We start from the raw sequence: 24,901 nt of genomic DNA, 5'->3' as shown, positions 1-24,901 counted from the left end.
CGCCCGACATTCGGTCTTATCAGGCTTCGGCGGCGGCGCGGGCGGCGGCCTCGGCCTTCAAACGCTCTTGCGCCTTGGCCTTCGGCGCCGACTTCTTCGGCGTCTCGCGCTGGACGGGCTTTTCGATCAGGCCGGCGTTGGCGAAGAACAGGGCCACGCGGTCGGTCGGCTGACCGCCAACCGACAGCCAATGCTTGGCGCGCTCGACGTCGAGCACGATGCGCTGGTCGCTTTCGCGCGGCAGCATCGGGTTGTAGGTGCCGATCTTCTCGATGAAACGGCCATCACGCGGGCTGCGGGCGTCGGCGACGACGATCGCGTAGAACGGACGCTTCTTGGCGCCACCACGAGCCAGACGAATCTTGAGAGACATGAGTCGAAACACTTTCCTGTTAGAACGTTGACGTCACTGCGCGAATCGCGCGGGTCCTCTTCACGGGGGCTTAGAACGGCCCCCGGAAATTCTTTGGCAGAAGGCTTTGCAGCCCGTGGCGCATCAGCCCCTTCTTGCCCATCTTCTGCACCTGCTTCATCATCCCGCGCATGCCTTCAAACTGCTTCAGCAGCTTGTTGACCTCCTGCACCGAGGTGCCGGACCCGGCGGCGATGCGCTTGCGGCGCGACGCCTTGATGATGTCGGGGTTTTTGCGCTCCGCCTTGGTCATCGACGAGATGATCGCTTCCTGACGCTTAATCAGGCCGTCGTCAATGTTGGCGTCCTTCATCTGCTCTTTGATCTTGCCGATGCCGGGCAGCATTCCCATCAGGCCGGACATGCCGCCCATCTTGCGGAGCTGCTTGAGCTGCATCGCCATGTCGTCGAGGTCGAAGCCCTGGCCCTTTTCCATCTTGCGGGCGAGCTTTTCAGCCTCGTCCTTGTCGATGGTCTCCACCGCCTTCTCGACCAGCGACACCACGTCGCCCATGCCCAGAATGCGACCGGCGACGCGGTCGGGGTGGAACGGCTCCAGCGCGTCGATCTTTTCGCCGACGCCCAACAGCTTGATCGGCTTGCCGGTGATCTGACGCATCGACAAAGCCGCGCCGCCGCGCGCGTCGCCATCGACGCGGGTCAGCATGATGCCGGTCACGCCGACCTTGTCGTTGAAATTCGTGGCGACCGTCACGGCGTCCTGGCCGGTCATCGCGTCGGCGACCAGCAGGGTTTCCACTGGGTTGACCGCGTCGCGGACCGCCGCGACCTCCGCCATCAGCTCTTCGTCGATCGACAGACGACCGGCGGTGTCGAGCATGACGACGTCGTAGCCTTCCAGCCGCCCGGTTTCCATCGCGCGCTTGGCGATGGTGACGGGATCCTGACCGGGGATGACGGGCAAGGTTGCGACGCCGACCTGCTCGCCCAGAACCTTCAACTGCTCTTGCGCGGCGGGACGGCGAACGTCCAGCGAGGCCATCAGGACCTTTTTGCGGTCCTTGGTCTTCAGGCGCAGCGCGATCTTGGCGGTGCTGGTGGTCTTGCCGGAGCCTTGCAGGCCGACCATCAGGATCGGCACCGGGGCGGCGGCGTTCAGATTGATCTCGACGCCCTCGCCCAGCATTTCCACGAGGTTGTCGTGGACGATCTTGATGACCTGCTGGCCGGGGGAGATGGAGCGCAGAACCTCGACGCCGACGGCGCGTTCCTTCACCTGTGCGACGAACTGCTTGACCACCGGCAAAGCGACGTCAGCCTCCAGCAACGCCACGCGCACTTCGCGCAAGGCGGCGGAGACGTCTTCCTCGGTCAGCGCGCCACGGCGGCGCAGCTTGTCGAAGATGTCGCCCAGGCGTCCGGTCAAACCTTCAAACATCAGGCAATCGATCCCACAACAACGTTTCCGTTCCCGCACAAGCGCAAAAGCGCCAGTGCGCGACATTCGCGGACTGGCGGAGACACCCGACTCAGGGTCGAGGCGCCCGGTCTATCGGCTTGGCGGAAGACAGGTCGGCGGACCATAGAGAAGCGGGGACCGCGAGTCAACACCGACGAAAACAGCCTTGAATCGCGCGGGTTGCCGGCGGAAAGTTTTTTGACACCTTTACGATCCTTAACTGTTTTTTGGCGTATTCCTTTCATTCTAAGCCGCTACACGAAAGAGGGTATCCGGCGATGTCGTCCGCCCAGGGCTTCGGGTCCAACACGCCGCGCACCAAGCTGACCCAGAGTCAGTTGAACGCGATTCTGCTGCGCCATCTGGCTTTCCGCAAAAGCCAGCCCGGCGGCGTGCGCGCCAGCCTGAAGATGCGCGACCTGTCGAATCTGGATCTGTCGGGCATTGATTTGTCCGACGCCGACCTGTCGGGGGCCAAGCTGTTCAGCGCCCGGTTGACCGGGGCAAACCTGTCGAACGCCAACCTCTACGCCGCCGATTTGCGGCTCGCCAACCTGGAACGCGCCGACCTGCGCAGGGCCGATCTGCGCGGGGCCTGCCTGCGCGGCGCGGTGTTGAGCGACGCGTCGATGGTCGAGGTCGATCTGCGCGACGGCACGCTCCTTCATTACAACGCCAGCGGCGAAATGAGCGCGCACCAGTATCAGGATTCGGTTTTGACCTCGGAATTGACGGCGGCGACGATACGCGGCGCCGACCTGTCGCGGGCCAAGATCGCCAACGCCTTCGTCATGCAAACCGATCTGACCGACGCGGTGCTGCGCGGCACCAAATTCATGCGGGCCAATTTGACCGGCTCCAACCTGACCGGCTGCGACCTGACCGACGCCGATCTGACGGAGGCCAACCTGTCGGGGGCCAAGCTGTCGGGCGCGGTGATGACCGGCTGCGCCATCAACCGCACCAATTTCAGCGGCGCGACGATGATCGGGGCGATTCTTGACGCCGCCCAGCTCCGGTCCCCCAACCTTCAGGCGGCGGTGTTGGCCAAGGCGCTGGAAAACCCGGACGACGACCTGCGCAATCTGCTGACCGAGCATCTGTCCTGGATCGACAGCGGCGGAAAATCCGGGACTCGGGCCGATCTGTCGGCGTTGGATCTGTCGGGCCGCGCGTTGGACGGCGTGAATCTGTCCGCCGCCATCCTGCAATGCATCACTTTGCGCGGCGCGACGCTGACCGGCGTGTCGATGGCCATCGCCGATCTGTCGCTGGCCGATCTGCGCAAGGTCAACTTCACCGACGCCGACCTGCGCGGGGTGAATTTGGAACGGGCGACGCTGACCGGGGCGAATCTGACCGGGGCGCAACTCGGCCCGGTTCACATCCAGACGATGAGCGGGCATGTCTGGCGCGCCAACCTCCAACGCGCCCGGTTGGGCATGGCGATTTTGCGCGACGCCGATCTGCGCAAGGCCAATCTGGCCGGCGCCAACCTCGCCGGAGCCGATCTGCGCGGCGCCAATCTAAACGAAGCCGATCTGAGCGGGGCCGATCTGAGCGGAGCGGCGCTGGACGGCGCCACGCTGGAGAACGCCAACATGGCCGACGCCATCGGCTTGCCAGCCTAAAGCGGACGGGCGGACGCGGGCTTACAGCGCCCGCCGCGCCGCCCACGCGCCTGAGGCGTAGACCGTGCGGACATGGTGAATCAGGATGTTGCGCGCGTCGATCAACTGCGCCATCCGTTCCCGGCAGGCCACCACGCCGGTGTCGGGGTGATAGACCGGCGCCAGTTCGCGGAATCGCCGCCGCACCAGATCCTCGTCAAAGCACCATTCGCTGACGAAGCCGAACATCAAGGCGGCGTCGCGCACCTCGGTGATCTGCCCCTCCAACGGTTGGAAGGACAGGCGCTTCAGCGCGTGGGCCAAGGTCTTGTTGCGGTATCCCAAGGTTTCAACCGCCGCTTCCAGACGCCCGACGTCGCCAGCGGGAATCACGCGAAACCCCGGATCCGCCAAAGCCACGGCGGCGGCCAGCGCCCGGCGCACCGCCGCGTCACTGCCGCCAACGGACGCGCGCAGAGCCAGAACCGCCGCCCCCTCTGCGTCGCGGTCCCCCGGATCATCGGCCCCGTCCGGCAACAGAAGCTGCGCCGCCATCGCCAAGGCTCCAGCGTCGGTTCCCCGCGCGGCGGCCAACGCCGACACCGCGTCGCGCAGACGGACGCCGCATGGCAAAAGCCGGGGCGGCGGCGATTCGGCGGCACGATGAGGGGCGATGGCCGACGCGCCGGACGGAAGATCCAGCGCGTCAAACGGAACGCCATCGGAAGTGGTCATTGTCGGCGCCAACAGATCGTGTGCACAGCGGAATCCTAACGCAAAGGCTCGATTCGCCGCAACATTCCTATGGGCTTAGGACCGACCTACCGCCTCATCATCCCCGGCTTGGCGGCGGGCAGCTTGTCCAGCAGATCGGCGATGTAGGCGGTTTCGCTCTTGCCCGACATGGCGGCGAAGCCCTTGAGCATCTGGCCGCCAAAGGAAAACACGTTGGCGAGATCAATGCGCCACGCCCCGCCCTCGCGCACGAAATCGGCGGGCACCAGCGCCGGGCGGTTGTCCACCATCAGCAAACCCGACGCGTGGTCGCCCTTCACCCGCACCGGCCCCAAGGCGCTGCGCGCGATGATGTTCGGGCCAAGCCAACCTTGCTTCAACGCATGGTCGGCGATGTCGCCGACCGACATGCGGCGCAGCTCCGCCGGTCCCAGATAGCGGCGCAAGCCCATGGCGGCGAAGCGTTCCGCCGGTTCCAGCCGATCCATCGCCGAATCCCCCGGCGCGCGGGCGGCGAGCCGCACCGACTCCAGGGCCTTGACCGAAGCCCGCGACAGCAACGGCACCGCGTCGCCGCCGCGTTGGCTCGACAGGGCGGCCTTGGCCGCGTCGAACGCGGCGGCGACCTCACGCTCTTCCACCGTCGCCCGTGGCGGGGCGGCGGCGAATCCCGCGCCGGACGCCACCATAAGACACAGGCTGAACGCCAAAACCAGAACGCGCATGGCAACACCCACAGGGTAAGAAACCGTCACGCCTTTTCCTCAACCCCGAAGAACTCAAGCTGCCAGCGCATCTCGTCGTCGCTCATCGGGTAATGCGTGCCATCCCGAGCGTTAAGCGCCGTTTTTGGCGGAATTTGGGCGAGCCGCAACTGGGCCTGCCGGGCAAAACGCATGGTCAACCCGGCGCGCCAGCACAGCGCCGTCACCGCGCGCGGCGCGTGGGTGCCGATGATGCGGTCGATGATCGCCACCGGAATTTGCGACAGTTCGGCCAGACCAGCCAGGACAAAGGCGCGGTCGCCTTCGACCATAGAGCCTTCCAGCACGGATTCGGTCAGCTTGCCTTCCTTGAACAGCCGCGCCGCGCGATCCGATGGACGCTCCACCGGTTTTTCCGGCCCCGCCGCCGCGCCGCCGACCAGGTCATCGCCAAAATCAACCGGACCGCGCACGACGTCCGCGCCGCCGCCCCCCGCCGACGCCGCCTTGCCGACGCGCTGGCGCACCGCTTCCGCCAAGTCGCGGGCCGCCGCCGGGTCAAGATCGTCACGGCCCTGCAACACCTTGAGCAACCCGTCCGCCACGAAACTGGCCAGCCGCGCCACCGCGCGGGCGGGCAAACGCGGCCGCCGAACCAGCGGAGCGTGCCACGGCTCATGCTGCGGCGCCTGATCGAGGATGCGATCCAGCGTCTCCTCCCGCACCTGGGCGGAGGAGTTGCCAAGCAGCGCCGTCACCGCCGCCTCGTCGTCGGAGCGGGCGATGGCGTCGGCAACCGAGGCCGAGACGTTGCGGCGGCTGGCGATGGCCGTCATCGCCCCGGCCACCGGCCCCTTCAGGATGATGTCGGCCAAATCCTCGTCGGTCAGGATCGGCGAATTCAACAGAACCGGGCTGCACACCGACAGTTCGACGTCGCGGGCCAACGTGTTGATGACGCCGTGCGGGGCGTTCGGCAGATCCTTCAACGCCTCGGCCAGAATGCCGCGCACCTCGCTGGCCTGATCGCGGGCCAGGGTTTCCAAACACTCGACCGTCAGCTTTTCAATCTGCGCCGCCTGATTGGCCGACAATTCCGGCAACAGCCGGGCGATCTTCTGGGCCACGGCCCGCCGCACCATGACCTCGCGGTCCTTGGCGAGCATCAGGTCGGCCTGACGCGGCGTTCCGGCGTTGGTGGCGATGGCGCGCCGCACCTCCGCCGCCGCGTCGGCGGCCAGAAAATACAGCAATTCGGGCCGCGTCTTGGGATGCTCGGCCACCTTCCGGCGCACCGCCGGATCGGCGCTGCGCACCATCTGCTTGGCGGCTTCGTAATCGGCGGGGTCGAGATGGTCAGGACGCGAGGTCACGGCGACGTCTCCGCGACGGGGGTGGAGGACGGGGTGGATTCGTGAGCCGGGGCCAGCGCGTAATGCCCCTTGCCGCTTTTCTTCGCCGCATACATGGCCGCGTCGGCGCGATCCGTCAACTCGCGCACCGTTTCCCCCCGCCCGGGCGCGTGAACGGCGATGCCGATGGACAGGCCCAAGGGCTTTTCCGGACTGGCCGACAGATGCGCCAGACCGGCCATGCCCGACAGCAGACGGTCGGCCACCCGGCAAGCCTGCTCTTCATCCGCGCGGCCCAGCCACAGCACGAACTCGTCGCCGCCCAACCGCCCCGGCAAATCGCCGGGTCGGACCCCGGTGGACAGCAGCGAGCCGATCGCCTTCAGCACGGCGTCGCCCTGTTGATGGCCGTGCAGGTCGTTGACCGCCTTGAAATTGTCGAGATCGACGTAGAGCAGGGCCGAGGCGCCGCTGTCGGGCCGCGCCAGACTTTCTTCCAGCCGCTCGAAGAAGGTGCGGCGGTTGAACAGGCCGGTCAGCCCATCGCGCTCCGACAGACGGCGCAAACGCTCCTGATAGGCCAAATGGGCGTGGGCGATGCCGATGTGGTCGGCGACGCCGGACAACAGATGATGGTCCTCCTCGTCCCACGGCTCCGCATCGTCGCCACGCCAGACCAGAACCGCGCCGTTCAGCGCCTGCCGATGCTCCGTCCGCTCGCCAATCACCAACAGATCGCCCAGGCTGGCGACCACCACCCCGTCGGTCGCCGCGATGCGGTCGAGCAGGGGCTGCAACGCGCCCTCCCCCCCCATCTTGTCATCGGACAGATCGGCTCCGAATTCCGCCACCAGAGCCAACCCGCCGCCCGCGCCGCCCGCGCCATCCGTTTGCGCCTCGCTCGCCCGGTAAATCCGGCAACCGTCGGCGCTCAGCGCCCGCGCCGTCTCAGCCGACGCCACCGTCAGCGCCTCCGCCGCGTCGAGCCGGTCGCGCAGGGTGTGGACGATGTGGGCGAGCAGCCGTTCGCGGTTTCGCACCCGCGCCAGCTCCGCCGACCGCAACACCTGATCGGTCACGTCACGACAGACGCCGCGCGCGCCCAACCATTCCCCTTGCGCGCCGAACAGCGGCAGGGCCGACGCCACCACGCAAGCCGGGGCGCCGTCCGCGCTCTTCAACCACAGCTCGCTTTGATCGACCGGGCGGCGGCTGTCGAAGGGCAGCGGCAAATCGCCCCACTCGTCCAGCGCGAGGCTGCGCGGGTCGCGCCCAATCAGGCTGTCGGCGTCATACCCCAGCGCGCCCTTGTGGGTGACGAAGACAAAGGCGCCATCCGGCCCGGTTTCCCAGGCGAAATCGGACGACACCTCGACCAGATCCTTGTAGCGCCGCCGCGACTCGGTCAGCGTGTGGCGCAACTGCCGCTCCAACGTGTCGTCACGGCCCAACAGCAGAAAACCGCCGTCCGACAGCGGCACCCCGGCCCATTCGACGATCATGATGCCGCGCGCCGATTCGACCGGCGCCGACCGCAGCCCCGGCGCGACGCTGGACGTCGACAGCCAGGATTGCAGGTCCGGCAGCCAACGCGGATCGTTGTCCAGCATCTCCTCCGCCTCCGCGTTGACCTCGGCCACGGTCATATCCTCAGCCAAACGCAGGGCGGGGCCGGGATAGGTGGCGACCAGCGCGGCGGTGCCGACAGGGGTATGGGAGGAAGCGGACGCTGTGGCCAAGGTAAGATCCACGGTGGTCTCTGCGGTGGTCTCGATGATCGTGGGCGACGGTCGCGTTTGGGGAAAAACAAACTTCTGATGAAACGTAGGAGTGCGCGCCAAGATGGGCAAGCCCATGCTAACGCCTTGCTGGTTAATCTTCAATCAACCATCGCATACGGGAAAATCACCGCAAAGCGCCTTGCCGCCAGCGCGGCGGCGCTCCATTCTTGGGGCATGACCGCACTTGCCAGCCTTGCCGCGCTGCGTGACACCGGGGTTTGGATTTTCGACCTCGACAACACGCTTTATCCCGCCTCGTGCAACCTGTTCGCCCAGGTGGACCGGCGCATCAGCGAATTCATCGCCAACCAATTCGACATCCCGTTCGATCAGGCGCGGATCCAGCAGAAGCGGTTTTTCCGCGACTACGGCACCACCCTGCGCGGCCTGATGGTCGAGCATGGCGCCGATCCCGTCGCCTATATGGATTACGTCCACGACATCGACGTCAGCGCCGTCCAACCGTCGCCCCTGCTGACCCAGGCGCTGGACCAACTGCCCGGACGCAAGATCATCTACACCAACGGCTCGACCCGCCACGCCGAGAACGTCGCCGGGCGGCTGGGCATCCTTGACCGTTTCGAGGCGGTGTTCGACATCGCCGCCGCCGATTATGTGCCCAAGCCCGATCCGCGCCCCTACGCGACCTTGATTGAACGCCACGCCATCGACCCATCCCGCGCCTGCATGGTGGAGGACATCGCCCGCAACCTCGCCCCCGCCCACGCGCTCGGCATGACCACCGTGTGGCTGCGCGGCGAGAAGGATTACGAGCGCGCCGGGGTTGGTGACGGGATCCACATCGACCACAGCGTGGACGACCTGCCCCGCTGGCTGGCCCAGGTGGTCGGGCTGGACGCGGCGGACGCCCCCTGACAAACGACGACTGACCAGACGGCGACGCATGGTCGCAGCCGGTTGGTTGACAGGCGAACGGGTCGGCTCCATGGTGCCGATCCCTGCCATTTTCGACAGCCGAACGACCGCGCCATGAGCAACGCCAGCCTGCAAGCCACCATCGACGCCGCCTGGGACAACCGCGACGGCCTGAACACCGCCACCACCGGCGACGTCCGCGACGCCGTGGACGCGGCGCTGTCCGCCCTTGATTCCGGCGACCTGCGCGTCGCCGAGAAGACGGACAGCGGCTGGAAGGTCAATCAGTGGCTGAAAAAGGCGGTTCTCCTGTCCTTCCGCCTGAACGCCAACGAGATGATCCCCGGCGGCCCCGGCGGCTCCTCCTGGTTCGACAAGGTGCCGCCGAAGTTCGAGGGCTGGAGCGAAGGCCAGTTCCAGGCCGCCGGTTTCCGCGCCCTGCCCGGCGCCATCGCCCGCCGCTCCTCCTACATCGCCCCCGGCGTCATTCTGATGCCCAGCTTCGTCAACGTCGGCGCCTATGTCGACAGCGGCACCATGGTGGACACCTGGGTGACGGTCGGTTCCTGCGCCCAGATCGGCAAGAACGTGCATCTGTCGGGCGGCGTCGGCATCGGCGGCGTGCTGGAGCCGTTGCAGGCCGATCCGGTCATCATCGAAGACAATTGCTTCATCGGCGCCCGCTCCGAAATCGTCGAGGGCGTGATCGTCGAGACCGGCGCGGTGGTGTCGATGGGCTGCTACATCGGCGCGTCCACCAAGATCATCGACCGCCACACCGGCGAGGTCTTCGTCGGTCGGGTTCCGGCCTATTCGGTGGTGGTTCCCGGCTCGCTGCCCGGCAAGCCGCTGCCCGACGGCACGCCGGGGCCGAGCCTGTATTGCTGCGTCATCATCAAGCGCGTGGACGAAAAGACCCGCGCCAAGACCGCGATCAACGACCTGCTGCGCGACTGATCGCGCGCGTGCGCTTCCCCCCTCTCCGGTCTCGGGGAGGGGGTTTTGATCGTTGACCAGCCATCGACCCCAGCCCCGATTTCGGACCATCCCGGACCCATCATGACCATCGACGCCGTCGCGCTTGCCCAAGACCTGATCCGCTGCCCCAGCGTCACGCCGCGCGACGACGGCGCGCTGGGGGTGCTGGAAGCCGCCTTGACGCCGCTGGGCTTCGTCTGCCACCGCCTGCGTTTCGAGCAGGAGGGAACGGCGCCGGTCGAGAATCTGTACGCCCGCCTGGGGACCGAAGGGCCGAATTTCTGCTTCGCCGGTCACACCGACGTGGTGCCGCCGGGCGAGTTGAAGGGCTGGTCCATCGATCCCTTCGCCGGGACCATCCACAATGACCGGCTCTATGGCCGGGGCGCGGTGGACATGAAGGGGGCCATCGCCGCCTTCGTCGCCGCCGTGTCGCGCCGTCTGGCCGCCGACGGCCCGCCCGCTGGCTCCATCAGCCTGCTCATCACCGGCGATGAGGAAGGCGTGGCGATCAACGGCACCAAGAAGGTTCTGGATTGGCTGGCCGCGCGCGGCGAGACGCTGGACGCCTGCGTTGTGGGGGAGCCGACCAACCCCAAGGCGCTGGGCGACATGATTAAGATCGGGCGGCGCGGCAGCCTGACCGGCCATTTGACCGTCTTCGGCGCGCAGGGCCACACCGCCTACCCGCATCTGGCCGACAACCCGTTGCCCCGTCTGGTCCGCATGCTGGCCGCGATCACCGAACAGCCGATGGACGAGGGGACGGCGCATTTCCAGCCCTCCACCCTGGCCTTGACCACCATCGACGTCGGCAACCCGGCCACCAACGTCATTCCGGCGCACGGCAAGGCGACCTTCAACATCCGCTTCAACGACGCCCACACCCCGGCCAGCATCGAATCCTGGCTGCGCGGCTGTTTCGACGCCATCGGCGGCGCCTATGAACTGGACATCCATTGCTCCGGCGAATCCTTCCTCACCGCCCCCGGCCCGCTGACCGAACTGGTCGCCGAAGCGGTGGAGACGGCGACCGGACGCCGCCCGGAATACTCGACGACCGGCGGCACGTCGGACGCCCGTTTCATCAAGAATTTCTGCCCGGTGGTGGAGTTCGGCTTGGTCGGCCAGACCATGCACAAGCTGGACGAACACACGCTGGTCAGCGACCTGACCGGCCTGTCGGCGATCTATGAGGTGATTTTGCAGCGCGTCTTCACCCACCTGCCCGCCCAGAGCGACGCCGGATCCAACGGCTGAGCGGGGCAAGGCCGATGCCGCCCAACCCCACCGCGATTCTGACGGCGCTGAGCGGCGCCTACCGGCTGGCCCGCTTCGATCCCAGCGGCTTTTCCTGCTTCGACCGCACGCCGGATGGGGCCTTGGCCTCTTTCTTCGCCGCCGTGCTGGTGCTGCCCGCCTACGCCCTGCTGCTGGCGATCCGGCTGTGGGGGCAGGTCGACGATTCACCCCTGTTGCAGGTGCTGACCGTCGAATCCATCGCCTATGTCGTCAGTTGGACGGCCTTCCCCCTGGCCCTGCACCGCATCCTGACCCTGCTGGGCAAGGCGGAACGCTTCCCCGGCGCCGTCACCGCCTACAACTGGTCGGCGGTCATCCAGATGGCGGTCTATCTGCCGGTGATGATTCTGTCGGCCAGCGACCTGTTGCCCGGCTTTCTGTCGGAAGGGCTGGTGCTGGGCGTGATGATGGCGATGCTGACCTACCAGTGGTTCGTCCTGCGGACGGCGCTGGACGTGACGGGTCCGGTCGCCGTCGCGCTGGTTCTGGTCGATCTGTTCCTGTCGGCGATGATAACCGATCTGGCCGACGGGCTGCTGTAACGCTTGCCCCCTCCCCGACCCTCCCCCGCTTGTCAGCGGGAGAGGGAGTCTTGCGCCTTGTCGGCGTTCGGCGGAGTTCCCTCTCCCGCCATCGGCGGGGGAGGGTTAGGGAGGGGGCCAAGCGCGCCCGCCTTTACTCCTCGCGGGTGCTGACGCCCGCGTCGGCGAAGGTCGCCATGCCAGCGTGGCAGGCGACCGCCGATTTGACGATGTTGATCGCCAGCGTCGCGCCCGACCCTTCGCCCAACCGCATGCCGAGATCCAACAGCGGCTCCTTGCCGATGGCCTGCAACAGGCGGGTGTGGCCCGGCTCGACCGAGCGGTGGGCGACGACGCAATGGTCGAGCGCCCGGCGGTCGGCCTTGAACAGAACCGCCGCCGCCGCCGTGCAGGCGAAACCGTCGAGCAGCACCGGCACCCGCGCCACCCGCGCCGCCAGGATCGCCCCGGCGATCGCCGCCAGCTCGTAACCGCCCAGGCAACGCAACGCCTCGAACGGGTCGTCCTTGGCCTGCGGGTTGGCGGCGACGCCCGCCTCGACCGCCGCGATCTTGCGGGCCAGCCCCTCGTCGTCCACCCCGGTGCCGCGCCCGGCCCAATCGGCGGCCTCACCGCCGAACAGCGCCAGACAGAGCGCCGCCGCCGAGGTCGAGTTGCCGATCCCCATCTCGCCCAGCGCGATGAGCTGGATGCCCATCTCCACCGCCATCATGCCATAGGCCATGGTGCGGCAGCATTCTTCCTCGCCCATCGCCGGACCCTGGGTGAAGTCAGCGGTCGGGTTTTCCAGATCGAGTTCATAGACGCGCAGGTCGGCGTCCGCCGCCTCGCACAGTTGGTTCACGGCGGCGCCGCCGTTCTGGAAATTGGCGACCATCTGCGCCGTCACGTCCGACGGGTAGGCCGACACGCCGCGCGCGGCCACGCCGTGGTTGCCAGCGAAGACGGCGACGCGCGGACGGCGGATCTCCGGCGGGTGCTGGCCCTGCCAGGTGGCGACCCACTGGGCCAGTTCCTCCAGCCGCCCCAGCGCGCCCGCCGGTTTGGTGAGCTGCCGTTCGCGCTGCAAGGCGGCGGTTCCGGCGTCGAGATCCGGTCCGGGCAAATTGCGGACGAGCGCGCGGATTTCCTCGAAAGTAACGGCGGGTTGCGGGGTGCTCATGGGGCGGATCCTGACGAAAAGCGCGGAAAAACGGCGCGACCTTGCACCGATCCGCCCCCCAAGTCAAAGCGCCTTCTCAGGGCCGATCCGGCAATCGTCGGCCAATCAGCGCGCCGACTGGCGGCAATCGGCCAGAATGTTGCCGACGGCGACGCGCTCGCGCTCGTCCATGCTCAGCGACCAGCGGGCCTTCACGGCGATCCAGTCGGCGACGTAGAGGCAAATCCCGTCACGTTTGGGCGGCAACCACTCCTCCGGCCCCTTCGCCCCCTTGGCACGGTTGGACGCTTGGCCGACCGCCAGCAGGGTCAGCGGGTCGGTCAGATCGTTGGCGTAGGCGGCGCGGCGGTCGCGGCTCCAGGCGTAACCGCCGCTGCCATAGGCTTCTTCCAGCGGCACCCGGTGGTCGATGTCGATCAGGCCGGGATCGGTGACGCGGTCGCCGGTGTAGGGGTCGATCCACTCGCCCGACGCCACCGCGCAGCCGTTGGCCGACAACCGCGCCGGGCGCTGCGAATCACGGATCAGCACCTGTTCGCGGGCGTTCAGGCAACTGCGGTCGGTGGACAGCCAATGCGGCCAGTCATCCCGCGCGTAGCCGCGCCGCTTTTCCGGCTCCACCCGGATGCCGTCGAGGAGCTTTTGCGTGTGGACGAAGTCGATGCGGTCGGACGCCCGCGCCACGGCGGGGGGCGCGACCGCCATCGCCGTGGAGGCCGGGCGGGTGGAGCGGTGGCGTTTGGTTTCCTGCCCGAAAAGCCGTTCCAGCGTGCCGGAGGGCAGAACCCCGACCCGCTCGGCCAAGGCCGCCAGCGCCAGCACGGCCAACACCAGCAGCAAACCGCGCAGCAGGATGGAGCGTCGAGGCCGTGGTGCCCCCGTGGCCTTGCCCCACCCTCTCGTCATGCCCATCCCCAGCGCGTCATCGGTTGCCCCGTCTTATGGCCGAAGCGCTGGAAAAGCTCAATCGCCGCCCCCGCGAATCCGGTTCGCCGAGGTTTGTGACGGTTCCAGACAGGCGGCGCCACAGGTTCAACAGGGTTATGCACACAATTATCCACATTGCTGTGGATAAGTCTGGTCAAGCGCTGGAATCTTCCCGCTGCGATTCCGCCCGCCCGCGTGACCCCAACGCCGCGCCGCGCTCTTTCCCCGTCAGGTTCCAGTTGCCCCCGCTCCCGGTTGGGCGTAGGTCCGTCCTGATGCTCCAAATCGACACAACCACCCCCGCGCCGCCGCCGCGTCACCTCCAGGACGCCGCGCTCGCCCTTGTCTTCCTCACCCGCCTGCCCCTGCCCATCGCCGGGCCGCTGGCCGAGGGAGCGGCGGCGCGCGCCATGGGGTGGTTTCCCCTGGTCGGCGGGCTGGTCGGGCTGGTTGGCGGGCTGGTGGCGGCGCTGGCCAACCTCGCCCATCTGCCGCCGCTCGCCTGCGCCCTGCTGGGGCTGGCGGCGATGGTCTGGCTGACTGGCGGGCTGCACGAGGATGGCGGGGCCGACGTCGCCGATGGTTTCGGCGGCGGGCGCGACGTGGCGCGCAAGCTGGAGATCATGCGCGACAGCCGGGTTGGCAGCTATGGCGTGCTGGCGCTGGTCTTCTCGGTCGGGTTGCGGGCTGCGGCCATCGCCGCGCTGCTGGGGGCTGGCCCTGGCGCCGTCATCGCCGGGCTGGTCGCGGCGGGGGCGATGTCGCGGGCCGGGTTGGCGGCTCTGGCCGACCGGCTGCCCGCCGCCCGCCGCGACGGGCTGGCCGCCGCGCAGGGCAAGCCGACCAAGACCACGGTGGGGTTGGCGGGCGCGTTGGGCGGCGGGATCGCCCTGCTGATGTTGGGATGGTTGGCCCTGCCCGCCGCGCTGGCCGCCGCCGGGGCCACGGGACTGGTCGCTGCGCTGGCCCGGCGGCAGATTGGCGGCCACACCGGCGATGTGTTCGGCGCCGCGCAGCAGGCGGCGGAGATCGCCGCCCTGTTGACCCTGACGGCGTGGATGGCGGGATCATGAGCGTGACCCGCTGGTGGTTGATCCGCCACGCCCCCGTGCCCAACCCGACCGGCGCGATTTTCGGAGCCAGCGACCCCGCCGCCGACACCAGCGACTGGGCCGCCGCCTCGGCCCTCGCCGCGACGCTGCCCGACCCGGCGCTGTGGCTGACCAGCCCGCTGCGCCGCAGCCGCCAGACCGCCCGCGCCCTGCATCCGGGGGCCGAACCGCTGGTCGAGGCGGCGTTGGCCGAACAGAATTTCGGCGCGTGGGAAGGGCTGTCGCACGACGCCATCGCCGCCCGCCACCCCGCCGACGCCGCCCGCTTTTGGGAGGATCCGGCGATGAACGCCCCGCCCGAGGGGGAAAGCTTCGCCACCGTGATGGCGCGCGCCGCCGGGGCGCTGACCCGGCTGACCGCCGCCCACGCCGAACAAAATCTGATCGCGGTGATCCATGGCGGATCGATCCGCGCGGCTGTGGCGCTGGCGCTGGATTTGACGCCCGCCGCCGCCCTGCGCCTGCGCGTCGATCACTGGTCGCTGACCCGGCTGGACCATCACGCGACGGCGGACGGTTCCGGCGCGTGGTCCGTCGGTTGCGTCAACCGCCCGCCGGGGCGGGACATGGCGGCCCGTTGAGGCGGGCCGTTGATCCAACGGGTTCCTGTCAATTTGACAAGGTTTTCCCCCTCCCTAACCCTCCCCCGCCGTTGGCGGGAGAGGGAACTCCGCCGAACGCCGACAAGGAGCCAGCCCCCTCTCCCGCAACGCGGGGGAGGGTTGGGGAGGGGGCACGGGCGTTTGAGCCTCGCCAAAGCGCCCAACCGTCACACCGGCGTGGCGGCGCTTTTCATCAGGGTGAAGACATAGCTGTCCACCAGCGCTTCCATCGACGCTTCGATGATGTTGGTGGAGACCCCCAGCGTGGACATCTCGTCCCCCCCCACCCCCGCCGAACGGATCAGCACGCGCGGCATCGCCCCGGTGCCTTCCTTGGCGGCCAGGATGCGGACGCGGTAGTCCGACAGGCTGACGCCCTTCAGGGCCGGGTAAACCGGCTCCAGCGCCTTGCGCATGGCGACGTCCAGCGCGTGGACCGGGCCGTTGCCGTCGGCGACCTCCAAACGGACCTCGTCGCCGACGCGGACGCGGACCACCGCCTCGGACTCGACGACCAGTTTGCCCACGGCGTTGTAACGGCGCTCGTCGGTGACGTGGAAGCGCAGCAACTCGAAGAAACGCGGCACGCCGCCCAGTTCGCGGCGGACCAGCAGTTCAAAGCTCGCTTCGGCGGTGTCATAGGCGTAGCCGTCGCTGTCGCGCTGCTTGACCAGATCGAGCAGGCGGGCGAGCCGCTCGTCCTTCGGGTCGATGTCCAGGCCGATGTCGCGCAGACGGGCGATGATGTTGGACCGCCCAGCTTGATCGGACATGACGATCTGCCGCCGGTTGCCCACCGCCTCGGGCGGAACATGCTCGTAGGAGGCCGGATCCTTTTCCACCGCCGAGACGTGCAGCCCGCCCTTGTGGGCGAAGGCGCTGGCCCCGACATAGGCGGCGTGGCGGTTCGGCGCGCGGTTCAGCCGCTCGTCGAACGACCGGCTGAGCTGGGTCAGCAGCGGCAGATCCTCGCGCCGGATGCCGGTTTCAAAGCCCATCTTCAGCATCAGCGAGGGAATCAGCGAGACGAGGTTGGCGTTGCCGCACCGCTCGCCCAAGCCGTTGATGGTCCCCTGCACCATGCGCGCGCCCGCCCGCACGGCGGCCAGCGAGTTGGCCACGGCGTTTTCGGTGTCGTTGTGGCAATGGATGCCCAGACGGTCGCCGGGAATCCCATGGTCGGCGATGACGGCGCGGACGATGGCGTCAATCTCGTGCGGCAGCGTGCCGCCGTTGGTGTCGCACAGCACGATCCAACGCGCGCCCGCCTCGAAAGCCGCCTTGACGCAGCTCGCGGCGTAGGCCGGGTTGCGTTTGTACCCGTCAAAGAAATGCTCGGCGTCGAACAGCGCCTCGCCCTTGGCGGCGTGCAGCGCGGCGATGCTGTCGCGGATCAGGTCGAGATTCTCCTCGCGCGGGATCCCCAGCGCGACGTCGACGTGAAAGTCCCAGGTCTTGCCGACCATGCAGACGGCCTTCGAGCGCGATTGCGCCAGCGCCGTCAGTTGCGGATCGTTGGCGGCGCTGCGTCCCGGACGCCGGGTCATGCCGAAGGCGGTGAAGGTGGCGCGCGTCAATTCCGGCGCTTCGGCGAAAAACTGGTCGTCGGTCGGGTTGGCGCCAGGCCAACCGCCTTCGACGTAATCGACGCCGAGCCGGTCAAGCTCCAGAGCGATCGCGATCTTGTCCGCGACCGAGAAATCCACGTCCTGGGTCTGCGCCCCGTCGCGCAGGGTGGTGTCGTACAGATAAATGCGTTCGCCCGTCATCGCCGCCTGACCTGACCAAAAGACAACCGGGGCCGCCGACGGCCCCCTGGAAAGGCCGGAGAATGGACGATGCGGCCCGGCGGCTCAACGATTTTGACAAGAAACTTGCGAAAAGTCGGCGGTCGCCGCAACGGAGCGCCGACGGCGCCGGTCGCTTCGTCCTCTCACCCCTCCAACCGCGCCCGCTCGCGCTCGAACAGGTCGGTCAGATGGTCGATGACGGCGCGGACGCGCGGGACGTCCTTGCGGTCGCGGTGGACCAGCAGCCACGCCTCGCGGGTCAGCGGCGGGCCGGGCAACGGCAGGCGGACCAGGCCCGGCTCCCCCTCCGCCAGCATGCAGGGCAGGAGGGCCGCGCCGAATCCGGCGACCGCCGCCGCCATCTGCCCCAACACGCTGTTGGCGCGAAAGGCCACGCGCCGCCCGCCGCCATGCTGGGCCAGCCACGCCGCCTCGGGCAGATCGGCCAGCGTCTCGTCATAGCCGACCAGGGCGTCGGGCGCGTCCGGGGCGGCGTAAAGGCCATAGCCGAGCATGGCCAGCCGCCGCCCGATCAGGTCGCCATGCTGGGGACGGGCCAGCCGGATCGCCAGATCGGCTTCGCGCCGGGCCAGACTGAGCGCGCGGTTGTCGGTGATAATTTCCAAATCCAGGTCGGGATGGGCCGTCCGCAACGGACCCAGCCGGGGAATCAGGAAGCGGTCGGCCAACGCCTGCGTCATCGTCAACCGCACCGTGCCGGACAGGCCGCCGCCGCTCCCCTCCCGCCGCCGGATCGCCTGGGCGCGGTCGTCCATCGCCTCGGCCAGCGCGCGCACCGCTTCCCCCTCGTCGGTCAGGCGGTAGCCGTCGGGGCGGCGCTCCACCAGCGTCCGGCCCAACGCCGCCTCCAGCGCCGTCAGCCGCCGCCCAACCGTGGCGTGGCTGAGCCGCAAGGCGCGCGCCGCCGCCGACAGGCTGCCGCGCCGCGCCAACTCCAAAAACACCCGCAGATCGTCCCAATCCACCGCCCGCCCCGCTCCTGGTCTCGCCGTTCATTTTTGAACAGGCGCCGCGCGAGGATAGCGGCTGTGCGCGCAAAGATGAACCGATCAAGATCGCGCCACCCCACACGCCACAGCCTTGAAGGATGACGATGATGACCGCCCCCCAGACGAGTTTGCCCCAGACCATTCTGACCCAGACGATCTTGACGATGGCGGGCGCGCCGCTGACCCCCAGCGCGCTGGATTCCGCCGCCCTGGTCCTGATTGACCTTCAGCGCGAATACACCGACGGCGCGCTGCCGCTGGTGGGCGTGGACGCGGCGGTCGCGGAGGCCGCCGCCCTGCTGGCTCTGGCCCGCGAGCATGGCGTGCCGGTCATCCATGTGGTCCATCACGGCAAGCCCGGCGGCGCGATCTTCAACCCCGACGGCCCGTTCGTGGCGATCCTCCCCGCCGTCGCCCCGCTGGACGGCGAAACGATCGTCGTCAAAGCCAAGGCCAACAGCTTCACCGGCACCAATCTGGAGGAGGTCGCGCGGGCGACCGGGCGGACGGACCTCATCATCGCCGGGTTCATGACGCACAATTGCGTCAGCAGCACGGTGCGCGGGGCGAACGACCGGGGATGGCGCGTCACCGTGGTTTCGGCGGCGACCGCGACCCGCGATCTGCCCGACGGCCAGGGCGGAATCGTCACGGCGGCGGAACTTCAGCGCGGCGTGCTGACCGGCTTGAGCGACACGCTGGCCATTGTGGTGAAGGACGCCGGGGCCTGGGGATAAGGCGCCCGCCCCACCCCCGAACCCCCGGCGTCACCGGGCGACGCTTACTTCTTCACGGCCTTCCAATAGACGTTGCTGTCGAAGCTCGGCCCCCAGACCATGCCGGTCAGGTTGGCGCGTTCGGCGACGACCTCGATCTGCTGGAACATGATGACGAAGGGCGAGTCGGCGAGGACCGAGCGCTGGAGATCCTGATAGATCGCCGCGCGCTTGGCCCCGTCCTTTTCCACGACGGCGGCGTTGGTCTTCTTGGTCAGCTCCGGAATGTCCCAGGCGTTGCGCCAGGCCAGCGGCTTGGACTTGGCCCCGTCGCTGTTGTCCGGGTTGGCGGCGAAGGTTTCGGCGTTGGTGTGCGGATCCTGATAATCCGCGCCCCATTGGTAAATGGTCATGTCGTGGCTGCGGGCGCGGTACTTGGTCAGCACCTGTTTGCCGTCGCCGGGGATGATCTCGATCTTCACCCCACCGGCGGCGGCGCTGGCCTGGATGGCTTGGGCCATGTCCTGGGTCGGCGTGGTGTTGCGCATGTCCAGCGTCACCGTGAAGCCGTCAGGGTAGCCCGCCTTGGCCAGCAACTCCTTCGCCTTGGCCGGGTCATAGCGGTAGGGGGTGTCGTTCAGCGCGCCAAGGAAACCGTCCGGCAGGAAGGTTTGATGGATGGTCGCCTGACCGTTCATGATCGTCTTGGCCATGCCCTCGTAATCGACGAGGTGCTTCATCGCCTCCCGCACCTCGGGCTTGGCAAGGATTGGGTTCTTCTGGTTGAGACCGACGTACCACAACGTGCCCTTCGGGGCCTGGATCAACCGCACGGCGCTGTTGGCCTTCAACGGCTCGAACTGTTCCGGCTTCAGGTTGCGGGCGACGTCCACGTCTCCCTTTTCCAGCAGCAGCCGTTGGGTGGCCGGTTCGGCGATGTGGCGGATCAACACCCGCTTCAGCCCCGGCGCGCCGCGCCAGTAGTTGGGGTTGGCGTCGAGCGTCAGCAGTTCGCTCGCCTTCCACTGCTTCAACTGGAAGGGGCCGGACCCGGCGGAGTTCAGGCGCAGCCACGCCGACCCGAAATCGCCGTCCTTCTCCTTGCTCTGCACCAGCTTGGAATCGACGACCGACGCCACTCCGGCGGTCAGGCAGTTCAGCACGAAGGTGGGGGCGTAGACCTGCTCGGTGGTGAAAATCAGCGTGCGCGGATCGGTGGCCTTGACCATCTGATCGACGTTTTCGGGCGTCAGACCGAACTGGCCGAGAATGAAGGCCGGCCCCTTGTTCAGCTTCACCGCCCGGCGCAGCGAATAGGCGGCGTCCTCGGCGGTCAGCGGGTTGCCGGAATGGAATTTGATGCCGTCGCGGATTTTGAAGGTGAAGACCTTGCCGTCGTCCGACACGGTCCAGCTTTCGGCGACCTCGCCCCCGATCTTGCTGACGTCCTTGGGATCGATGTTGATGAGCCGGTCATAGACCTGCGCGCCGTATTCGGCGCCGGAGAACTCAAAAATCTCAGCGGGGTCGAGGCCGACGATGTCGTCGAACTGCCACGCCATCACCAGCGAATCCTTGGGCGTGTCGGCCAGTGCCGCGCCGGTCAGGATGGCGGGAGAGAGGGCGATGGCGGAAAGGGCGAAGGCGGCGGCGCCGAACAGGCCGCTTTTGAAGCTGGTCATCCCTGTTGTCTCCCGGACGGGTCTTTGTTGGGCGCTCGATGTTTGCGCTATCGAAGCATCCCGCGCGTCTCCGCGCTTTGTCAAGCCGACCAGTGGGGATTTCTTCAGGGCCGCGCGCGCCTCTCCCCAATGAGGAAAGAGGCGCGCGACGGATCAAACCAATTCGGCGTCCTTTTCGGCGATGACCTTGTCGATGGCCGCGCGTTCGGCGGCGGACAGGCGCAGGCTGTCGCTGCGCAACTGGCCGCAGGCGGCCATGATGTCCTCGCCGCGCGGGGTGCGCACCGGGCTGGCGTAACCGGCGTTGTTGACCAGATCGCCAAAAATCTGGATCGCCCGGTCGGTGGAGCGCTCATAGGGCGCGCCCGGCCAGGGGTTGAAGGGAATGAGGTTGATCTTGGCCGGAACCCCTTCCAACAGCTTGACCAGCGCGCGGGCGTCGGCGGGGCTGTCGTTGATCCCCTTCAGCATCACATATTCAAAGGTGATGCGCCGGGCGTTGGACAGGCCAGGGTAATCCCGGCAGGCCGCGATCAAATCCCGCAGCGGGTATTTGCGGTTGATCGGCATGATGATGTCGCGCAGCTCATCCGTCACCGCGTGCAGGCTGACCGCCAGATTGACGTTCAGCTCCTCGCCGCAGCGCCGCATGGCCGGAACCACGCCGGAGGTGGACAGGGTGATGCGCCGCTTGGAGATCGAAATGCCGTCGCCGTCCATGACGATCTTCAGCGCCTTGGCGACGTTCTCGTAATTGAACAGCGGCTCGCCCATGCCCATCATGACGACGTTGGACAGCATCCGCCCGTCCGGCGGGGCGGGCCATTCGTCCAGCATGTCGCGGGCCAGCATGACCTGCGCCACAATCTCCGACGAATCGAGGTTGCGCACCAGACGCTGGGTGCCGGTGTGGCAGAAGCGGCAAGTCAGCGTGCAGCCGACCTGCGAGGAGACGCACAGGGTGCCGCGATCCTCTTCGGGGATGTGGACGCTCTCCACCTCCTGCCCGTCGGGCATGCGCAGCAGCCATTTGCGGGTGCCGTCCGCCGATTTCAGATCCTTGACCACCGTCGGGCGGGCGATGACATGGCTGTCGGCCAGCTTTTCGCGCACCGGCTTGGCCAGCGTGGTCATCACCGAAAAATCGGTGGCGCCGCGATGGTAAATCCAGTGCCAAAGCTGGCGCGCCCGGAATTTCTCCAGGCCAATGGACAGCATTTCGGCTTCCAGCTCGTCGCGGGACAGGCCGACAAGGTTTTTGCGCCCGTCCGCGTCAACGGCGGGCAGGGCAAAGGCGTTTGCGTGATGGGAGGCGCTCATGACCCCTTAAATAAGGCCATGAGCGCGAAGAGTCAAAAGACCAAGCGACGTTCAAGGTCAATCGCCCGCCCTGCCCCGGCGCGCCATCCGTGGAGGCACGATTCTTATATTGACAATTTATTTTGAGGCAAATAAATTCAATCAATAATAAATCATTGAGTGCATAAATGCACAATCGGATCAGTGAGCGCGACCAACTCAAGCGCAAACTCACGGCGGGCGTCAGCGTCCACATGCCAGCCCCCCGCCGAATCGGAAAAACCTGGACCATCCAGCGCTTGGCGACGGATCTCCGCGCCGAAGGCTGGTGCGCGGTGGAGGTCGATGTCCAAGGCATGCGCACGCCAACCGCCTTCGCCCGCAGCCTGTGCCAGCGCATCGAAGGCCAGCACTCCATCAAGAAACGCTTCCAAACCCACGCCCGCCAACGCTTTGGCAATCTTCTGAGCGGAACCTGGGGCGGCACGCCGCTGGAGGCTCTGGGCAAGGTCGACCCCATCGAATTCGCCGAAACGCTGATCGCCTCGCTTGATGACTCGGGCGAAAAATCGGCCATCATCATTGATGAGATCGCCTATTTCTTCCTGCATTTCGCCGAGGATGATCCGCAGGGCGCGCGCGATTTCGCCTACAAGCTGCGCGGCTTCCAGCAACGTTACCGCAACGTCCGCTGGCTGTTGACCGGATCGATCGGCCTGAACGTCATCGCCCGGCGCTTTGATCTGGAAGGCCCTTCGTCGATTTCGAGACCTTCGAGATGCGCCCCTTCACGGCGGAGGAGGCGCGATCCTTTCTGCGCGATCCCAATCTGCAACAGCCGCTCAACCATGTGTTCGACGCCGACGACGCCGATTTCGACGCGATGTTCGCCGAATTGGGCTGGCTCGCCCCCTATTACCTCAAAATGATCGCCAACGAGGTGCGGCCCTCGGTCGCTTGCGGTCCCAGCGCGCCCGCTCGGGCCACGGCGGCGGATTTCCGCGCGGCGTTCGACAAACTGCTGCAACCGAACCGCCGGTCGGAATTCGCGGTGTGGGGCGAGCATGTCCGCAAAAATCTGCCCATCACCGACCGGGCCATCGCCGAACGGCTGCTCAACCGGCTGTCGGACACCGCCGATGGCGAGATCCTGGACACGCTGCTGGCCCACGCCACGCAAAGCCAGGCGGGGGTGACAGGGCGGCAGGTGAAGGACATTCTCGCCATGTTGAGCAACGATGGGCTTATCACCCTGACCGATGGGCGCTACAGCTTTCGTTCGGGGCTGATCCGCCGTTATTGGCGGGAGTATGAGGTGGAATGAGCATGGTGTCCGGTCTTTTCCTGTACGGCCAAGGCAGCCAGAGCGATGACGACGTCGTGGCCAATTTCGTCGCGCGCGCCGACACGCTCGACGGCCTGCTGCGCCGGTTGCGGGCCATCGAACCGGACGGGCTTGCCACCCATCACCTGTTGATCGGCGTGCGGGGGATGGGGAAAACCACCCTGCTGCGCCGGTTGGCCATCGCCATCGACCAGGATCCGGCGCTGGCCCAGCGCTTCACCCCCCTCAGCTTTCGCGAGGAGCAATACAACGTCCTCAGCCTGGGGGATTTCTGGCGCAATTGTGGGGAGGCGCTGGCCGAATGGGCGGAGCGGACGGGCAAGGACGCGCTGGCCCATCGCCTCGACAACGCCCTGTTCACCCCGGACTGGGCCGGGGACGAGGAGGCCGCCGACCGTTTCCAGGCGGAGATGGAGCAGGTCGGGCGGCGCGCGGTGCTGCTGGTGGACAACCTCGATCTGATTCTGGACGCGCTGCCCGACGACGATCAATGGATTCTGCGGCGGCGCTTGCAGGCGCGCCATGGTCCGGTCATCGTCGGCGCGTCCACCCGGCCGCTGCGGCAAACCGCCGACCGCGACGCCGCCTTTTACGAGTTCTTCCAACCCCTCCATCTGGAGGCGTTGGACGAGCGGGAAACCGAAGGCTGCATGCGGGCGCTGGCCCAACGGCGCGGCGCGGCGGGCGGCGCGGTCATCCGGTCGCTGAACACCCAGCCGGAACGGCTGCGCACCCTGCACACCCTGACCGGCGGCAACCCGCGCATCCTGACCCTGATTTACCGGCTGCTGGAATCCTCCGAAACCGATCAGACGATGGCGGATCTGGAGGTGCTGCTCGACCAGGTCACGCCCTTTTACAAGGCGCGGGTGGAGGAGTATCAGACCGCGCAGCAGCGCGCCGTGATCGACGCCATCGCCCTGCATTGGGATCCGATCACCACCAACACCCTGGCGCAGATCACCAACATCCCGGCGACCACCCTGTCGCCGCTGCTCATCAAACTGCGCAAGGACGGCTTGATCGAAAGCCGCGAGACCTCCGGCTCCTACGCCGGTCATCAGCTTGTCGAGCGCTTTCTCAACATCTGGTATCTGATGCGCCATGGCACCCGGCGCGCCAAACAAAAGATGCGCTGGCTGGTCGGCTTCCTCGCCAGCTTCTATTCCGCCCACGAACTGACCGACCTCGCCCACCGCGCCCGAATGGCGGGCGCGAAACCGCTGCACCCCGATTATGAATTCGCGGTGAACGAGGCGCTGGAATGGTGTCTGGCGCGGGAACGAGATGGAAATGGGCGCTGGGCGGACGGGCCTGCCGACCATGTCGCCGACAGCGCGAAGGACACGGACGGGCCTGACGCCGATGACGCAGGAATCGAACGCTTCGCCGACGACAAAGAACCAGCCCTGCGCGCACAGGTCGCCATGGCCATGGTCAACAAGGGGTACAGGCTCGGCACAATGGGCGACCCGGCGGGAGAAATCGCCGCCTATGACGCGGTGATCGAACGCTTCGCCGACGACAAAGAACCAGCCATGCGC

22 protein-coding genes and 1 pseudogene are annotated in these 24,901 nt (G+C 67.4%); 10 read left to right on the top strand and 13 right to left on the bottom strand.

The annotated features are described in order from the left end of the window. Positions 1-19: 19 nt before the first annotated feature. Both rpsP and ffh read right to left on the bottom strand, forming a co-directional pair. Positions 20-373 (bottom strand): 30S ribosomal protein S16, encoded by a 354-nt coding sequence (gene rpsP, locus ACODS4_RS18695; protein ID WP_119830330.1) that lies wholly within the window; start codon positions 371-373, stop codon positions 20-22. Between the two features lie 70 nt (positions 374-443). Further along, positions 444-1,811 carry a signal recognition particle protein gene (ffh, locus tag ACODS4_RS18690; protein ID WP_488866340.1) on the bottom strand — a complete coding sequence of 456 codons (1,368 nt, stop codon included), beginning with the start codon at positions 1,809-1,811 and terminating at the stop codon, positions 444-446. A 299-nt stretch (positions 1,812-2,110) separates the two neighbouring features. Here ffh and ACODS4_RS18685 point away from each other — a divergent pair, with 299 nt between their 5' ends. Next, entirely contained in the window at positions 2,111-3,463 is a 1,353-nt protein-coding gene (locus ACODS4_RS18685) for a pentapeptide repeat-containing protein (protein WP_488866338.1), read from the top strand. A gap of 21 nt (positions 3,464-3,484) precedes the next feature. Here the strand turns inward: ACODS4_RS18685 and ACODS4_RS18680 are convergent, their stop codons facing one another. The 4 genes from ACODS4_RS18680 to ACODS4_RS18665 form a co-directional block, all read right to left on the bottom strand. Next, a complete protein-coding gene (locus tag ACODS4_RS18680; protein ID WP_488866336.1) occupies positions 3,485-4,177 on the bottom strand; it encodes a J domain-containing protein in 693 nt (230 codons plus the stop codon). 86 nt (positions 4,178-4,263) lie between these two features. Then, on the bottom strand, positions 4,264-4,902 hold the full coding sequence (locus ACODS4_RS18675) for a hypothetical protein (protein WP_488866334.1): 639 nt from the start codon (positions 4,900-4,902) through the stop codon (positions 4,264-4,266). Positions 4,903-4,928: 26 nt separating this feature from the next. Continuing rightward, a complete protein-coding gene (locus ACODS4_RS18670) occupies positions 4,929-6,254 on the bottom strand; it encodes a DUF2336 domain-containing protein (protein WP_488866332.1) in 1,326 nt (441 codons plus the stop codon). Then, the gene (locus ACODS4_RS18665) at positions 6,251-7,972 is read right to left on the bottom strand and encodes a sensor domain-containing diguanylate cyclase (RefSeq protein WP_488866330.1); all 1,722 of its coding nucleotides are present in this window, start codon (positions 7,970-7,972) and stop codon (positions 6,251-6,253) included. The genes ACODS4_RS18670 and ACODS4_RS18665 overlap by 4 nt, the downstream gene beginning before the upstream one ends. Positions 7,973-8,188: 216 nt before the next feature. Here ACODS4_RS18665 and ACODS4_RS18660 point away from each other — a divergent pair, with 216 nt between their 5' ends. From ACODS4_RS18660 to ACODS4_RS18645, 4 genes are all read left to right on the top strand, one after another. Then, positions 8,189-8,890, top strand: coding sequence for a pyrimidine 5'-nucleotidase (locus ACODS4_RS18660; RefSeq protein ID WP_488866328.1), 702 nt, complete (start codon positions 8,189-8,191; stop codon positions 8,888-8,890). 114 nt (positions 8,891-9,004) lie between these two features. Next, positions 9,005-9,847 carry a 2,3,4,5-tetrahydropyridine-2,6-dicarboxylate N-succinyltransferase gene (gene dapD / locus ACODS4_RS18655; protein WP_488866326.1) on the top strand — a complete coding sequence of 281 codons (843 nt, stop codon included), beginning with the start codon at positions 9,005-9,007 and terminating at the stop codon, positions 9,845-9,847. A gap of 102 nt (positions 9,848-9,949) precedes the next feature. Then, the gene (dapE, locus tag ACODS4_RS18650) at positions 9,950-11,128 is read left to right on the top strand and encodes a succinyl-diaminopimelate desuccinylase (protein WP_488866324.1); all 1,179 of its coding nucleotides are present in this window, start codon (positions 9,950-9,952) and stop codon (positions 11,126-11,128) included. A gap of 14 nt (positions 11,129-11,142) precedes the next feature. Continuing rightward, entirely contained in the window at positions 11,143-11,712 is a 570-nt protein-coding gene (locus ACODS4_RS18645; RefSeq protein WP_488866322.1) for a hypothetical protein, read from the top strand. Between the two features lie 133 nt (positions 11,713-11,845). Here ACODS4_RS18645 and cobT read toward each other — a convergent pair whose 3' ends face one another. Beyond that, entirely contained in the window at positions 11,846-12,874 is a 1,029-nt protein-coding gene (cobT, locus tag ACODS4_RS18640) for a nicotinate-nucleotide--dimethylbenzimidazole phosphoribosyltransferase (RefSeq protein WP_488866320.1), read from the bottom strand. A gap of 105 nt (positions 12,875-12,979) precedes the next feature. After that, entirely contained in the window at positions 12,980-13,780 is an 801-nt protein-coding gene (locus ACODS4_RS18635; RefSeq protein ID WP_488866318.1) for an HNH endonuclease family protein, read from the bottom strand. 296 nt (positions 13,781-14,076) lie between these two features. Between ACODS4_RS18635 and cobS the strand changes: the two genes are divergently transcribed. After that, positions 14,077-14,874: an adenosylcobinamide-GDP ribazoletransferase gene (gene cobS / locus ACODS4_RS18630; protein WP_488866316.1), complete on the top strand. Its 798-nt coding sequence runs from the start codon at positions 14,077-14,079 to the stop codon at positions 14,872-14,874. Beyond that, entirely contained in the window at positions 14,871-15,494 is a 624-nt protein-coding gene (locus ACODS4_RS18625; protein ID WP_488866314.1) for a histidine phosphatase family protein, read from the top strand. Before cobS ends, ACODS4_RS18625 begins: the two co-directional genes overlap by 4 nt. A 188-nt stretch (positions 15,495-15,682) precedes the next feature. On the opposite strand, the gene cimA is transcribed toward ACODS4_RS18625, so the two are convergent. Both cimA and ACODS4_RS18615 read right to left on the bottom strand, forming a co-directional pair. Beyond that, a complete protein-coding gene (cimA, locus tag ACODS4_RS18620) occupies positions 15,683-17,284 on the bottom strand; it encodes a citramalate synthase (protein WP_488866312.1) in 1,602 nt (533 codons plus the stop codon). Positions 17,285-17,448: 164 nt separating this feature from the next. Then, entirely contained in the window at positions 17,449-18,291 is an 843-nt protein-coding gene (locus ACODS4_RS18615) for a LysR family transcriptional regulator (RefSeq protein ID WP_488866310.1), read from the bottom strand. 128 nt (positions 18,292-18,419) lie between these two features. Here ACODS4_RS18615 and ACODS4_RS18610 point away from each other — a divergent pair, with 128 nt between their 5' ends. After that, positions 18,420-19,052: a cysteine hydrolase family protein gene (locus ACODS4_RS18610; protein ID WP_488866308.1), complete on the top strand. Its 633-nt coding sequence runs from the start codon at positions 18,420-18,422 to the stop codon at positions 19,050-19,052. Between the two features lie 44 nt (positions 19,053-19,096). On the opposite strand, the gene ACODS4_RS18605 is transcribed toward ACODS4_RS18610, so the two are convergent. The 3 genes from ACODS4_RS18605 to ACODS4_RS18595 form a co-directional block, all read right to left on the bottom strand. Then, a complete protein-coding gene (locus tag ACODS4_RS18605; protein WP_488866306.1) occupies positions 19,097-20,713 on the bottom strand; it encodes an ABC transporter substrate-binding protein in 1,617 nt (538 codons plus the stop codon). Between the two features lie 153 nt (positions 20,714-20,866). Further along, complete coding sequence (gene rlmN, locus ACODS4_RS18600; protein WP_488866304.1) at positions 20,867-22,033, bottom strand: dual-specificity RNA methyltransferase RlmN; 1,167 nt, start codon at positions 22,031-22,033, stop codon at positions 20,867-20,869. 152 nt (positions 22,034-22,185) lie between these two features. Beyond that, positions 22,186-22,686, bottom strand: a complete 501-nt coding sequence (locus ACODS4_RS18595) for a hypothetical protein (RefSeq protein WP_488866302.1) — start codon at positions 22,684-22,686, stop codon at positions 22,186-22,188. A 104-nt stretch (positions 22,687-22,790) separates the two neighbouring features. On the opposite strand from ACODS4_RS18595, the gene ACODS4_RS18590 reads away from it, so the two are divergent. Together ACODS4_RS18590 and ACODS4_RS18585 are read left to right on the top strand one after the other, a co-directional pair. Beyond that, positions 22,791-23,336, top strand: a complete 546-nt coding sequence (locus ACODS4_RS18590; RefSeq protein WP_488866300.1) for a hypothetical protein — start codon at positions 22,791-22,793, stop codon at positions 23,334-23,336. Next, positions 23,333-24,901: pseudogene (locus ACODS4_RS18585) on the top strand (hypothetical protein); the annotation flags it as partial. The gene ACODS4_RS18590 and the pseudogene ACODS4_RS18585, both read left to right, overlap by 4 nt.

This window comes from Azospirillum sp. FG154, from assembly GCF_057809575.1.
Note: the sequence above shows the minus strand (reverse complement) of the source record. Positions and strands in the feature narration are given on the sequence as shown.

Excerpts from the sequence above, each read along its gene's own strand:
- rpsP (WP_119830330.1), bottom strand. The coding sequence starts at position 373 with ATGTCTCTCAAGATTCGTCTGGCTCGTGGTGGCGCCAAGAAGCGTCCG.
- ffh (WP_488866340.1), bottom strand. The coding sequence starts at position 1,811 with ATGTTTGAAGGTTTGACCGGACGCCTGGGCGACATCTTCGACAAGCTG.
- ACODS4_RS18685 (WP_488866338.1), top strand. The coding sequence starts at position 2,111 with ATGTCGTCCGCCCAGGGCTTCGGGTCCAACACGCCGCGCACCAAGCTG.
- ACODS4_RS18680 (WP_488866336.1), bottom strand. The coding sequence starts at position 4,177 with ATGACCACTTCCGATGGCGTTCCGTTTGACGCGCTGGATCTTCCGTCC.
- ACODS4_RS18675 (WP_488866334.1), bottom strand. The coding sequence starts at position 4,902 with ATGCGCGTTCTGGTTTTGGCGTTCAGCCTGTGTCTTATGGTGGCGTCC.
- ACODS4_RS18660 (WP_488866328.1), top strand. The coding sequence starts at position 8,189 with ATGACCGCACTTGCCAGCCTTGCCGCGCTGCGTGACACCGGGGTTTGG.
- dapD (WP_488866326.1), top strand. The coding sequence starts at position 9,005 with ATGAGCAACGCCAGCCTGCAAGCCACCATCGACGCCGCCTGGGACAAC.
- dapE (WP_488866324.1), top strand. The coding sequence starts at position 9,950 with ATGACCATCGACGCCGTCGCGCTTGCCCAAGACCTGATCCGCTGCCCC.
- ACODS4_RS18645 (WP_488866322.1), top strand. The coding sequence starts at position 11,143 with ATGCCGCCCAACCCCACCGCGATTCTGACGGCGCTGAGCGGCGCCTAC.
- cobT (WP_488866320.1), bottom strand. The coding sequence starts at position 12,874 with ATGAGCACCCCGCAACCCGCCGTTACTTTCGAGGAAATCCGCGCGCTC.
- ACODS4_RS18635 (WP_488866318.1), bottom strand. The coding sequence starts at position 13,780 with ATGACGAGAGGGTGGGGCAAGGCCACGGGGGCACCACGGCCTCGACGC.
- cobS (WP_488866316.1), top strand. The coding sequence starts at position 14,077 with ATGCTCCAAATCGACACAACCACCCCCGCGCCGCCGCCGCGTCACCTC.
- ACODS4_RS18625 (WP_488866314.1), top strand. The coding sequence starts at position 14,871 with ATGAGCGTGACCCGCTGGTGGTTGATCCGCCACGCCCCCGTGCCCAAC.
- cimA (WP_488866312.1), bottom strand. The coding sequence starts at position 17,284 with ATGACGGGCGAACGCATTTATCTGTACGACACCACCCTGCGCGACGGG.
- ACODS4_RS18610 (WP_488866308.1), top strand. The coding sequence starts at position 18,420 with ATGATGACCGCCCCCCAGACGAGTTTGCCCCAGACCATTCTGACCCAG.
- ACODS4_RS18605 (WP_488866306.1), bottom strand. The coding sequence starts at position 20,713 with ATGACCAGCTTCAAAAGCGGCCTGTTCGGCGCCGCCGCCTTCGCCCTT.
- rlmN (WP_488866304.1), bottom strand. The coding sequence starts at position 22,033 with ATGAGCGCCTCCCATCACGCAAACGCCTTTGCCCTGCCCGCCGTTGAC.
- ACODS4_RS18590 (WP_488866300.1), top strand. The coding sequence starts at position 22,791 with ATGCGCCCCTTCACGGCGGAGGAGGCGCGATCCTTTCTGCGCGATCCC.